Origin of the sequence: Streptomyces sp. CB03234, from assembly GCF_001905885.1 — a bacterium.
Taxonomy (GTDB): Bacteria; Actinomycetota; Actinomycetes; order Streptomycetales; family Streptomycetaceae; genus Streptomyces.
In genome coordinates, this window is the sequence record NZ_LIYH01000008.1 from 1 (window position 1) to 12,139 (window position 12,139).

Sequence of the window (12,139 nt, forward strand, 5' to 3'; positions counted from 1 at the left end):
TGTCGACGCACCACAAACAGAGCAACGAGCCACCGACTTTCCAGACACCCCCCTAGGTTGTGCGGGTGGGCGCAGGCGCGGGCGATGGCAGTGCTGATTTGGGATTTGTGCGGGTGCGAGGACACCTTTGCAAGGCTTTGACGCTGTCTCGTATAACCGTGCGCCAGATCACTTCCGTTAGCTCCGGTTAAAGAAGCACCGCACAGGTTGGGTGCGTTGCCTGGTGATGATCACGCCGCGTAGGAAAGGGGGCGGCGCGACACATACCAGCAGCGTCCTGCCCCCGGTTCGAGGGAGGGCAGGGCCGAAGGGACATGTCTTGTTGGGAAGGTTGAAAATCAGAAGGAAACACGCTCTCTCGCGGTTAGCCGTCGGCACGGTGGCCATGCTGCTGTTCAGTGCCGGCGGTGTGGCCGGTGCGGTCGAGACGGCTCCGGCCGCCCAGCCCGACCCCAACGCCGCCCCCTTGACCCGGCCCGCTGCCGGGCAGGAGAAGGCCACGCGTGCGGCTGCCGCGGGGGCGCGGCCGGTGTCGGGGAAGAGCCCGACGGCTGCGCCTCTGTCGCGGAATGCTGCGCCTGGCGGGTTCCAGCGGGTGACGTCTCACAAGGTCCAGCTCAAGAACAAGGTGACCGACGCGGACGGGGACAAGTCGACGCTGACGTTTGAGGTGTGGACCGCGGATGCGGCAGGCAATCCGCTGAAGAAGGTGAGCATCGCCGACAACGAGTGGGGTGTCATTGTCTCCCCCTACGTGGCGTCGGGGTCGACGGTCACGGTGAATGTGCCGGTGGGCAAGCTGGCGCTGAACACGAACTATGTCTTCCACATGTCGGCGTTCGACGGCTCCCTGTACGAAACGTCGTGGTCGCCATGGGCCAAGTTCCGTATCGAGCTGCCGGTTGATCTGACGCTGCCGACACCCAACTACAGTGCGCCCCGATCCGACGTCGCTGAACACGCCGCCGAACTACTACCAGACGAAGCCGCTGGGCTCGGCCGGTACGCCGCTGTCTGCGCGTTCGTCGAAGTCGGCGGTGGAGCAGTGCAGCGAGGCGGATGCGGACGGCCGTCAGGTGTGCTTCGGCAAGTCGACGCCGGTGGCCAAGGGCAAGGCGCCCAGGAGCGGGGCGAAGGCAGCGGGTGCGGCGGTGGCGACGGCCGGGGTGGAGTGGTGTCACACCGACTTCGAGAACATCCTCGCTACCCGGTTCACCGAGTGTGATGTCAGGTCGGTGCCGATCTACATCCGCATGGACGGCACGATCCAGGCCGCTGTTCCTGCGGATGCTTCAGCTCGATGGACAGAACAGCTTCACCGAGCACACCTGACGATCGAGCCCGCGCAGCAGATTCCCCCCGCGTTCCGTGAGATCAACTTCGTGGGCGTGGAGCACCTGTGCCAGGGGTCGTGTACGCCGCAAGAGCCCGATCACAGCGCATGGACGGGCAAGACGTGGTGGGTGCCGGGCGAGATGCATTCCACGTCGCTGACCACCCCCTACACATGGGACGCCTCGGTTGCCGGCAAGACGTACCTGTACAAGCCGGATGTGAAGATCGACGCGAACATTCTGCCTGCGGACGGGAAGATCCGCCCCTTCATGACCGGCTACCAGTGGTCTTTGGACTACGACGGCGGCACGGAGGATGTCGACCAGATCCGATGCGACACCACCAACGCCGGTCCCGGCACGGGCTGTGTGTTCGTCAACCACGCGCCCACCTACATCTTCAACGCCAAGGCTTTCCCGCAGGCCGCAGCGCACGCGTGGCTGATCCAGAAGGCCACCCCCAAGCACCCGGGTTCGATGGCCGATCGAAAGCCCCTGTACTACATGGGCGACAGCGCGCAGAACTCCCGTAGCCGCAACCGGATCTGCCCCACCGGGTGGGCCGCCGCGAACGGGGACGCCTCCGCCCTGGTAGACGCGGCCGACACGCTGAACTGTGACGCGTTCGCGTTCGCCTCCTCCTACAACAGCGGCGGCATGTCGTCCGCTGAGGGCGGCCTCAACCCCGCCCTGCTCCCGGGCGGGACCACGCCGACGGGCGCAGCGTGTATTGGCACCTACGCCAAGAAGCACGGCAGCATGGTCCACCTGTTCTCCCTGAACGGCACCGACCCCACGTTCAGCGAGGTGTGCGGCCGGTCGGCCATCTCCGGCATGCACAACCAGGAATCCATGGGCAACCACTTCGCGACGTTCATGCGGGACAAGCGGATCATGGACAAGAATGCGTACTGGCTGGACACGCGGATGGATGACGGCGGCACCTGCACGTACGGCATCGGCGGCGGTCAGCCGGTGATCTGCAAGCTGGCCGCGACGTAACACCCCCCGGCCTCAAAGGCATTGGCCCCCACCCTGCGATCAGGGTGGGGGCCTGTCTCATGCGCGCGGAAGACGGTCAGGCCGGGGCGATGAGGACACCGGGAAGGTCACCGGCCTTCACAGCGTCCTGGTCAATGGCCACGCCCGTGTAGGCGCCCACGGCGGTGAACACCAGCTCGGGCAGGCGCTCACCATGCTCCTCGAAGTACGCGACGACTTCGGCCTCACTGGCCTCAGGCATCGACGGGAACACCGCGCCCGCGGCGCTGAGGGCGGCATCGAGGGCCGAGCCCTGCCCGGTGTCGGTGCCGAAGTCAGCCCGGTACGCGCAGGCACCGGGCGCATGGATGATCAGGGCCGGGGGGCTGAAACGGTTGGCCGTCAGGCAGAGGATCTCCTCGCCCTCGCAGGGGAGCATCGACTCGACCTTGCCTTGGTAGCCGGTCGCCCAGGTCGCCATGCCCCAGTCCTCCAGCACGTACGTCCACTCACCGCACGTGCCGTACATGGCGCGGTTGAGCAGGGGCGAGGGCTGGCCCGGCTGCCCGGCCAGTGCTCGCAGCTCCCTGCACGCGATGCGCGCGGCTAGCTCGTGGAGGTCGGCGCCCAGGTTGATGAGGAACTCGTCCGTCTCCACGCCTCGAGCCAGGGTCAGCGAGATGCCGCCGAGCATGCCGGGCACGGCCGATGGAGGGGTGTGGTGGTGTGCGCCTATCCACGCAATGCCGTCACTCATGCCGGTCAGAGTATCGGCCTGGTACTGGCGGCGGTCCTGGTGGCGGCAAGTGCCGTAACCAGGAAGCTGCGCCAATTTGAAGTGGCTGGTCAGGGGCCTGGTGTGACGTTGTTCCGGGGTGCTGACGCTGGTCGTGGGCGGCAGTCGACCTCGTCTTGAGTCGTTCGACTTGAGCTGCGCGCGGGTCGGCGAGGGTTCCGGCCTGCTGCAGAGCGGCCAGGCGGCGGTGGAAATCCCGGGCGAGGTGCTGGTGAGCTGTACCGAGATCTGTGGAGTCCTTGATGCCAGGGTTACCGTCCTGGCGAAGGAGAGCCACCAGCACCATGGCAGCACCCCGTAAATACCCCGATCAGCTTCGCGAGCGCGCGATCCGTGAGGTCCGCGCCACCGGTCGGCCGATCGCCCACGTCGCGAAAGATCTGGGCATCCACAAGGAGGCCCTGCGCGGCTGGGTCCGCCAGGCCGAGGCCGACCGCGGTGAACGCGATGATCGGCTGACCACCGCCGAGCAGGACGAGCTCAAACAACTCCGCAAAGAAGTAGCGGAGTTGAGGCGGGCGAATGAGATCCGCAAAGCCGCTTCGGTGTTTTTTGCCCAGGAGATCGACCGTCCCCGGACGAGGCCGAGCAGGTGATAGACCACCTGCGTGACAGAGGTCTCGGGGTCGATCCTGTCTGCCGGGTGCTGGACCTGTCGCCGTCGACGTGCTTCCCCCGCAAGAAGCGGCCGAAGTCGGCCCGCCGGCTCCGCGACGAGCAGCTGATGCCGCTGATCGAGCAGGTCCACGCGGACTCGGGCGGCACTTGGCGCCCGCCGGAACGCCCACGCCCTTCGGCGCAAGGGCCACGAGGCGGCCCGCTGCACCGTCGAGCGGCTGATGGCCGAGCTCGGCATCGCGGCGTCATCCGTGGCCGACGGCGCCGCACTACCATCCCGGAGCCGTCAGCACCTCGTCCTCCGGACCTTGGTCGACCGTGACTTCACCGCCTCCCGGCCCGACCAGCTCTGAGTGGCCGACATGACCTATGTCCGCACCTGGTCCGGCTGGGCATACGCGGCATTCGTCGCGGACCGAACTTCCGCTGGACGCCCTGGAGATGGCGCTGTGGAGACGGAGGATCAAGAAGGACTCCGGTCTCGTCCATCACAGCGACCGCGGGTCGCAATACGTACCAATTCGGTACTCTGACCGGCTCGCCGACATCGGCGCCTCTGCCTCCGTCGGATCAGTCGCGGACTCGTACGACAACGCCATGACCGAGGCGCTGAACGGCACCTTCAAGGCCGAGCTGATCGAGATGCAAGGCCCCTGGAAGGACCCTGCCCAGGTCGAGCGAGCGATCTTTCAGTGGGTCACGTGGTACAATGAAGAGCGTCTCCACACCGCGCTCTACTACGTGCCACCCGCCGAGTACGAGGAAGCCTTCTGGCGAAGCCAGGAGCCAGTCCCCTGAGTCCGCCTGAACCATCAAGATCGGACTCTACGAAACTCGGGGCCTCTCATCACGCTCGCGCGGATCAAGCAGCTACGGACTGAGAACAGCGACCTCGCCGCCCGCCTGGAAATGGCGTACGGGGAGATCCGCAGACTGCGCGGCATCTCCCGCTCCGGCGGGTTCGAACCTGAGAGAGAGAACAACGTCCCTTCCTGCGTGCCTCGCACCACAGGCCAAATAACGACTGCCCACCGGCGCAGGACACCAGCGTTCTGATGGGTATATGCCAGGTTCGGACGGGACTCCTGTCGAGGACCGGGTCGTGGTGCAGGGATTAATGACGGCAGTTGTGCGTGGGGAGGGAGACGTCTCAGGTGAATACGCCAGACTTAGTCTCGGGGGTCCTGCAAATCTTGGCCCAGGGGGCCGGCGGTGCCGCGTCGGCAGCGGGTGGCATGGCGGCGGAGACATTGATCGCAGCGCTCAGGGAACGAATGAGAGGCGCAGAGGACGACCTTGCTGCGCTGGATACGTTTCTGGGGAACCCGGACGATGCGGCGGGCGCGGCGGCGGTGCGGGCGGTCCTGGAGCGTGAGGTGGCCGCCGACCCCGGCTTCGGCCGGCATCTGAAAGCCCTTGCCGAAGCGGCCGCCGAGCAGCCGCCTCAAACGATCACAGGCAGCGTGGTGATCGATGGCGGGGCCAAGGTCAGCCGCAACCAGATTTCACTGGGGCCGCTGACCATCAACAACAACCGGCAGGGCCGATGGCTCCTCGCCGTGCTCGCCGTTGCTCTCATGATCCTCGTTGCCCTGGCTGGATACGGCGGCGCCCGAGTGTTCATCGACGAAAGCGAGGGGGCAGGGCCAGGCACCTCGGCCCACGGGGCTTCGAAGCCGCCCGTCGACACACCCGCCGCCGATCCGTTGCCCCCCACCCAGAAGACAGCCAACGCGATCCTCCCCGACCGGGCAGCCATGGAAGGAACGCGCTTCGAGACCTCCCCCGATTTTTTCCCCGACGGCGAGCGGGGCGGCTACGAGGCCACGATCTGCGGGAACTACCCCAAGCTTTGCGGGAACCGCGTACGAGCCGGGGTCACAGCGGGCTACAGCCCCAACGATCTCTCGGAAGCAACGGGGTGGCATGCCGAGCTCCAGGTGCTGGCCCACGCGTCCGAGGGCGATGCCGAGCGAACCTTTGACGCGCTGGAGGACGGCTTCAGGGACGACTCGACCGACGTCAGGCCCGACCCTTCGGCGTACACCTCATCAGAAAAGGCGCAACTCGGCGATGAGCTTGCTAGCTACAGGATCTTCTGGGAGGGGCGTGATATTGGGATCACGTGCATGATACGCCGCGGACCGTACATCGCCCTGGTCGCACAAGAGAAGGACGGCTGGGAAGCGGTCATTGACAACAACACGCAAACACAGCTCAACACCCTGTTGCTGCGCCGCATGAATGAGGCGCTTTCCGGTGATACGCCGCGCGCGGCGTTGCGCGATATCGAGAGCGCCTGAGCAGGTCCGGGGCAGGGCGCGGTGGCCGCCGCGCCCTGCCCCGGACGCACCCGGTGGAACTGCCGCCCCTCCCGCCGTGCCGGACCCGCGCTCAACGACCGACCGTGATCGGAACTACAGACGCCGTGTCAGATCCGGCATAGCCAAGCAGGTGTTGCCTACAACGACCTCACATCCGCCGTCCCGGCAGGGGGCGGCCGCGCTGCGGCAGTGTCTCCTACGTACCAGTCGAAGACCCGGTCCACAGCCGGTCAGCGACGTCCTCACCCGCATCGAAGCACGGCACCGAACGTGGGACAGCGTCAATCTCGACGTCTCCCGAACGCAGAGGGAGGGAGCAAGGCCGCTCCCTCCCTCTGCCGCGTGGAGGACATGTCCGCCAAGCAACCAACCTGGTCCAGCCGGTGTGTACATCTTCAGCCAACCATAAACCAGTGCCAGCGACGGTTCTCGGCTCGCCGCCGCGATCCGCCGCACGAATTTGTCCCCGGAAACCACCGGGGCTCTGGCGGCCCTGCGCACGGTGGGCTGGCAGGCCACGAACCAGGACAAGATCACCCTGTCGCCGCGCCCGGCGTCCTGGCCGGCACCCGTGTCCCTGACGGTGCCCGGCGGCAAGACCGAGGCGGGCACCCTGGCCTGCGCGACCGTGGCCATGTGATCAGTGTGGCCTCGATGTCCAGGACGGGCTGCGCAGTTCGTGTCCTGGGGCTGTCACCGCAGGTATGCCCTCACCGGTTTCGGCGGCCTGCAGCCAGGAAACTTCCCGGGCAAGCAGCGCGGGCCGCTCGCAGCGAAGCGACTACGCATTGTCCGTGTCGGCGAGCAGCCGCCAGGCTGTGGGGCTGTCGATCACCGCCCTCGACAGGTCCAGCCGGTCCGCGGCCCGCAGCTCGGCCAACAGCACCTCGTGCAGGCGTTGCCAGACCCCTGCGTTGTTCCAGTCCCGCAGCCGGCGCCAGCAGGTCATGCCTGAGCCGAAGCCCAGCTCAGCCGGCAGCCACTCCCATCGGATGCCCGTGTAGAGGACGAAGAGGATGCCGCACAGCACCTTGCGGTCATCCAGTGCCTTCCGGCCGGGGTGCCGATGCCGACTCTGCCGGACAGGCAGCAACGGCTCGATCCGCGACCACAACTCATCATCAATCAGCCACGGTTGGGGAATCACACTTCCTCACACCCAAGCAACCGAGTCACCCAGCTGGAGGACACGCTCCAACCGCATTCCGTTAGGAGCTCTTAGGGCTCCCTTGAGGTCGATCTGACTGCCAGCCGCTGCGGGGTAGGTGTCGGCTTCCTGGCATTTGTTGGCCTCGAGGTCGAGGACGGCGACCTGGTACGCCTCGCCCGACCCCACGGCGGTGGCATACCAGCGGCCGCTGGCGTCGATGGCTCCGCGGCCTGCCGCGTCGCCTGCTTCGCAGCGCGGGGCGGCCTTCGATTTTTTGTCGTCGATGGAGTACACGTTGACGCACGCACTGCTCTTGCAGTCGTTCTGCTTTCGCACAACGCGGGTACCCGCGGTGCTGAGCACGGTGGCGTACTTGGCGATCACCTGGGTGACGGACTGGGCCTGCTTGTCCAGCAGGACGATGTCGGTAAGAGCGATCTTCCCGTTGCCCGTCCCAGCCGTGTCCTCGGTGGTCCGGTGGACGAGCAGTCCTTGAGGCGTCTGCGCCACGGGCTCCATGCCGCAGGGCAGGCTGAGTTTCGTGCGGGACGGGCTGCCGCTGGTGTCGTGTTCGGTGATGGTGAAGCGGGCCTGAACGGACGGGGGCAGCTTCTTCCCACTACAGGCGGTGGCGGCCGGCTCCTCAGTGACTGCCCAGGTCTTGTCGTTGTCTGCCGCGGGGAACCACGCGGCCGCCGGTCCCAGCAGCCGGGTCTTTCTCGCGGCGACGATCGTGGGCTTGGCATCGATCGAATCCAGGACGGCGATGCGGCCTCCCAGATTCAGCACGATGCCCTCGGCCGCCGTGCTCCCGTCATTTCCCTGGCCGCACCCGGCGACAAACACCAGCGCGCCGACGGCCGTCGCGGCGGTCAGGAGGCGGCTCCGGACAGTACATGCTGCGCGAGTTGAGGGCCCAGTAGCGACGGGACGCGTTCCGTGGCTTGCCCCCGCGCCGCCGGGAGGCCCGCCGGCCGCCCTCCCGCCGCCGGGGTGACAGGTCCGAGGCCGCTTTGGGGCTTCGGTTCGCAGCGCCGGCAGGGAAGGCCGCCGCCCGAGGGGGCGCTGTCGCGAAAGGGTGCGTCCCCGTCAGTCTGCGTCCGCCGCGGATAGAGCCTCGCTGATCAGACGGGTGGCGAAGTTGGGGTCGTCGGTGAGGCGGTTGATGTGCTCAGCGAGCAGGAAGACAGTGGCTTCCAGGGGAGTCATCTCGTCATCGGTCCAGTACCCGTACTGTTTGCGCCACAGGTTGGGGCTCAGGCCGGTGCCTGCGGCGACGAGCAGGCCGGCCATGGTGGGGATGGTCTCGGAAGGGACGCTCTTGGGCATCATCCGCATGGTGGCCACGAGGTTGGGCACCACGCATGCGATGACGTCCTCGTCGTGGTCCTCGTACGCCATCCGCAGCCACTTCATGAACATGAAGATCAGTGTGCATGCCCCGTCCAGTACCTCATCGACTCCCCTGGGCCCCAGGGAGGCGGCGAACTGGTCGATCAGCGCTTGGTGTTCGGGATCGGTCGCGGTCTTGCCTTCGTAGACGGCCTGGAGCCGAGAATCGATCATCATGAGCGCTGCGCTCACATCGCCGGTGGGAGCGTGCTGGGGGTCACAGGGCGATGACACAGAACTTCCTCCTCATCCCGACCGCGACGGGCAGCGCGGTATGTCCGTACGGTAGACGGCCGATGAGGCCGCAGTCCGGTGAATCCCACCGATTGACCCCGAAACGGTCAAGGGCCCTCTTCGAGCGTCGGGTTCCCTGGCCTGCCCGGCCATCAGCCCCCGGGCAGGCCAGGGTCGTGACCACAGCAATGGCTCCGTCACCGCCCAAACACTCATCAGGCAGCTCACGACGGCGTGCCACGAACCGAGCAACGAACAACCGACTTTGCCGGCACGACTGGGGCGTCACCCCACGCGGAAGGCCGAGCAGGGCGCCAAAACCGGTGCAGGGCTTGGCCGGGTTCCTCCGCAGTACGTTCGCCGGCCACCAGCCGCCCAAGACGCGTGCCGCGAGGGGTGACCCGGTCGTGCAAGTGCACCCGCCGGCGGCCTCGACGGTCTTGACCTCACCGTGTCCGTGGGCACGGTCATCGCCTCGGTGAGGCGGGAAGGGCACGGCAGCTCCCTCGACCCGGCCACCGCCCATTTTCTGGCCCAGTCATCGCCCTCCGCTTCCAGAAGGCCACCGCACCTCCGGAAACCCCCTCAGCAGTGCACAGCACCTCATCCGGTCATTGCGACCCTGCACGGAAGCCCCCCGCAACCAGGACCACCACTACGCCCGGCTCCTCCGCCGATCAGTCTGCCGGGGCGCCAGCCGTTGAGCGACGGGCCGAGGTTGGTGGCCTTGATTTGGGCGGTGCAACCGTCGGTGCACCTGTTCACGGTGCCGGCGCGGTAAAGAGGAAGGGCGCGAAAAAGCAGTGGAGCGCTCCCGATCAGCGAGACGGGGCCCCGGCTAGGCCGGGGCCCCGGCGAAGGTCAGCTGGTGGGGAAGGTGTCGGGGGTGCTGATCCGGCTCTTGAGCAGCGCCCCGGACTCGGTCAGCACGCCGCTGCTGCTGTAGTCCGTGCCGTTGCAGGTGCCGGGTTTGAAGGCGGCGCTGCCCTCATTGGCGTCGGAGTAGGTCCAGTTCGCGTAGCCGATCTTCAGCTGATCGAGCAGGTCCAGCCAGGCCGTGGTGCTCGCCCGGTCCACCGCTCCCCCGCCGGTGTAGGTCACCGTGCCGAACTCAGTGACGAACAGCGGCAGCTGGGAGGCCGCCCGGCTCACCGTGGCGCGGTAGTTGTCCTTGTGGCTCGCCGCGTAGAAGTGGAACGCGTACATGATGTTGGTGGCGTTGACGGGATTGTTGACGACCTCGCTCTCGTTGGAGCCGTCCGAGACTCCCAGCGAGGACCAGCCGCGGGTGCCGACGATGACGACGGCGTCCGGGTCGGCGGCCCGGATCACCGGGATGACCTGCTCGGCGTAGCTCTTGATGGCCGCCCAGCTCACGCCGTTGGGCTCATTGGCGATCTCGTAGATCACGTTCTTCTTGGCGGCGTTGCGGGCGGCGACGGACGCGAAGAACGTCTTCGCGCGGTCGAGGTTGTAGTTCGGGTCGCCCGGCGTCAGGGTGTGGAAGTCGATCATGGCGTACATGCCGCGCGCCTCGGCCATGTCGACGAGGTTGTTCACGCGGCTGGTGAAGCCCGCCGGGTCTGTCTCATAACCGCTCTCCTGCACATACATGGCGATGCGCAGCAGGTCCGACTTCCAGTTCGTCGCCAGCGCGTCCAGGGACGCGGCGTTGTAACACTTGTTGAACCACTGGATGCCGTGCGTGCTCATGCCCCGCAGTTGGATGGGGCGGTTGTACTGGTTGCACAGGTTCACGCCGCAGACGTGGAGCTGTCCGTTGATATCGACGGGGGTGCCGTTGCCCGGTGTGGGCGGGGGCTCCTCCTCGACGGAGCCCGTACAGGTGACGCCATTGAGCGTGAACGCCGTGGGCTTGGGGTTGGCGGCCGTGAAGGAGCCGGTGAATCCAAGGTCGGTGGCCGCGCCGGTGGCCAGAGTGCGGTTCCAGTCGACGCCGACGGCGGTGACCGTGGAGCCGGATTGCGACCAGGTGGCGTTCCAGCCCTGGACGATCTTCTGTCCGGCGTCCGGCATGGTGAACTTGAGCGTCCATCCGTTGACGGGGGCGCCCAGGTTGGTGATCTTCACTCCGGCCTGGAAGCCGCCCTGCCACTGGTTGGTGATCGTGTAGTCGACCTTGCAGCCGGTGGCGGCCGCGGCCTGGGGGCCGGTCAGCGCGGTGAGGCCCAGGACCGTCGCACAGGTGGCCAGTAAGGCCAAAACGCGTTTCATGGCGTTCCTCCTCGTATGAAGTGGACACAGCATGATGGGAGCGCTCCCAAAGCCCATCGGCCCGAGACCGTACACCGGCGCGTCGATGCGCGTATAGGCATTCGACAGTCGAAAGATGCGGTGGTGCGGTGACCGCTGCTCAGACGGACGTCCCGGAGCCGGAACGCCGGTGCGAAACGTGGACGGGATGCCCTCCAGCAGCCGGCGGTGGTCCCGGGGCCGGCCCGACCGGTGAGATCACTGCCCACGTGGCATCAGAGATCCCCCTCTCACGGCCGGGCCAAGACGCCCGTGCTGCGGGCCGCGCCGCGTAGTGACTGTCTGCCGCGGCCTGGTGTGCTGCTGCGCCACGGCCAAGGCCGGCGTAACGGTCGCCATTGGTGGGCAGGCTCGTAAGGCCAGAATGTGCCGCAGTCGTTTTCAGCCACACCTCTACCCTGTGGCCGAATTCGGGTGCATCCTGTGCTCACGGCACTCGAGTCCCCGTCGGGTAGCCGTGTCGGCCCCGCCCCGGGTCCCCGCTTGGGCGAGGCCGCGCCGCCTCCCGGCTCCCCGCGGGAGGCCAGGCGCATGCCCCAAACGACCGGAGGCCTGATGCCGAACGAGGACCGCGCCAGGGCCCTGCCTCTCTCACATCTCCCCACTGCCCACGCGACGACCACTGCCACTGAGCTGTCCCTGACGGACGAGGAACTGCTGGAAAGGTACCCGGCCGTCAGAGGGGTTGCGGAACGCTGGACCGTACTCGCGAGGGAATTGAGAGAATCCGGCTGATAGCTGCGCGTCCTTCGTGACCAGCGCCGTCCTGGGACGATGATCTGCAGGGTCTCGCCACTCGGGCCTGCCGGACTGCGGCCCTGCACGATCCACAGGGACAGCATGCGATCAGCCGGTGGATGAATACGAGGTGACGGCCTCGTCCTTGATCTCTTCCGGGTCCCGGTAGCGGCCCGCACACATCCGGCGCGGATCAGGGCGAGTCGTACTCAGCGATGCTGTCGGGTTTGGGCTGGTCAACGAGCAGATCAGCGGCATCCATCAGTGGACGCAACCCTTCCGGGTCGTCCTTGAGGAA

11 protein-coding genes and 2 pseudogenes are annotated in these 12,139 nt (G+C 67.0%); 8 read left to right on the forward strand and 5 right to left on the reverse strand.

The features are described 5' to 3' along the window. Positions 1-385 precede the first annotated feature (385 nt). Positions 386-1,225, forward strand: coding sequence for a hypothetical protein (locus tag AMK26_RS36825; protein WP_143608659.1), 840 nt, complete (start codon positions 386-388; stop codon positions 1,223-1,225). Between the two features lie 10 nt (positions 1,226-1,235). Further along, a complete protein-coding gene (locus tag AMK26_RS30755) occupies positions 1,236-2,336 on the forward strand; it encodes a hypothetical protein (protein ID WP_143608661.1) in 1,101 nt (366 codons plus the stop codon). Positions 2,337-2,412: 76 nt separating this feature from the next. Here the strand turns inward: AMK26_RS30755 and AMK26_RS30760 are convergent, their stop codons facing one another. Further along, the gene (locus AMK26_RS30760; protein WP_143608663.1) at positions 2,413-3,072 is read right to left on the reverse strand and encodes a hypothetical protein; all 660 of its coding nucleotides are present in this window, start codon (positions 3,070-3,072) and stop codon (positions 2,413-2,415) included. Between the two features lie 118 nt (positions 3,073-3,190). Between AMK26_RS30760 and AMK26_RS37125 the strand changes: the two genes are divergently transcribed. The 6 genes and pseudogenes from AMK26_RS37125 to AMK26_RS30785 all read left to right on the forward strand — a co-directional run bounded on the left by AMK26_RS37125 (position 3,191) and on the right by AMK26_RS30785 (position 6,693). Continuing rightward, the gene (locus tag AMK26_RS37125; protein WP_073758715.1) at positions 3,191-3,412 is read left to right on the forward strand and encodes a hypothetical protein; all 222 of its coding nucleotides are present in this window, start codon (positions 3,191-3,193) and stop codon (positions 3,410-3,412) included. After that, positions 3,396-3,707, forward strand: coding sequence for a transposase (locus tag AMK26_RS30770; protein WP_073758717.1), 312 nt, complete (start codon positions 3,396-3,398; stop codon positions 3,705-3,707). Before AMK26_RS37125 ends, AMK26_RS30770 begins: the two co-directional genes overlap by 17 nt. Before the next feature lie 168 nt (positions 3,708-3,875). After that, positions 3,876-4,082: pseudogene (locus tag AMK26_RS38760) on the forward strand (IS3 family transposase); the annotation flags it as partial. 244 nt (positions 4,083-4,326) lie between these two features. Continuing rightward, positions 4,327-4,527 carry an integrase core domain-containing protein gene (locus AMK26_RS38140; RefSeq protein WP_241838134.1) on the forward strand — a complete coding sequence of 67 codons (201 nt, stop codon included), beginning with the start codon at positions 4,327-4,329 and terminating at the stop codon, positions 4,525-4,527. 356 nt (positions 4,528-4,883) lie between these two features. Continuing rightward, entirely contained in the window at positions 4,884-6,032 is a 1,149-nt protein-coding gene (locus AMK26_RS30780; RefSeq protein WP_143608667.1) for a hypothetical protein, read from the forward strand. Positions 6,033-6,513: 481 nt separating this feature from the next. Further along, complete coding sequence (locus AMK26_RS30785) at positions 6,514-6,693, forward strand: hypothetical protein (RefSeq protein WP_073758721.1); 180 nt, start codon at positions 6,514-6,516, stop codon at positions 6,691-6,693. 183 nt (positions 6,694-6,876) lie between these two features. Here AMK26_RS30785 and AMK26_RS30790 read toward each other — a convergent pair. The 4 genes and pseudogenes from AMK26_RS30790 to AMK26_RS30805 all read right to left on the reverse strand — a co-directional run. After that, positions 6,877-7,197: pseudogene (locus AMK26_RS30790) on the reverse strand (transposase); the annotation flags it as partial. 9 nt (positions 7,198-7,206) lie between these two features. Beyond that, on the reverse strand, positions 7,207-7,992 hold the full coding sequence (locus AMK26_RS30795; protein WP_158071160.1) for a hypothetical protein: 786 nt from the start codon (positions 7,990-7,992) through the stop codon (positions 7,207-7,209). 300 nt (positions 7,993-8,292) lie between these two features. After that, a complete protein-coding gene (locus AMK26_RS30800; RefSeq protein WP_073758725.1) occupies positions 8,293-8,829 on the reverse strand; it encodes a hypothetical protein in 537 nt (178 codons plus the stop codon). 861 nt (positions 8,830-9,690) lie between these two features. Beyond that, complete coding sequence (locus tag AMK26_RS30805) at positions 9,691-11,064, reverse strand: cellulase family glycosylhydrolase (RefSeq protein WP_073758727.1); 1,374 nt, start codon at positions 11,062-11,064, stop codon at positions 9,691-9,693. Between the last annotated feature and the right edge of the window lie 1,075 nt (positions 11,065-12,139).

Bases quoted from the DNA above. Each gene is read 5' to 3' on its own strand.
- AMK26_RS38140 (WP_241838134.1), top strand. From the start codon at position 4,327: ATGACCGAGGCGCTGAACGGCACCTTCAAGGCCGAGCTGATCGAGATG.
- AMK26_RS30805 (WP_073758727.1), bottom strand. From the start codon at position 11,064: ATGAAACGCGTTTTGGCCTTACTGGCCACCTGTGCGACGGTCCTGGGC.
- AMK26_RS30760 (WP_143608663.1), bottom strand. From the start codon at position 3,072: ATGAGTGACGGCATTGCGTGGATAGGCGCACACCACCACACCCCTCCA.
- AMK26_RS36825 (WP_143608659.1), top strand. From the start codon at position 386: ATGCTGCTGTTCAGTGCCGGCGGTGTGGCCGGTGCGGTCGAGACGGCT.
- AMK26_RS30770 (WP_073758717.1), top strand. From the start codon at position 3,396: ATGGCAGCACCCCGTAAATACCCCGATCAGCTTCGCGAGCGCGCGATC.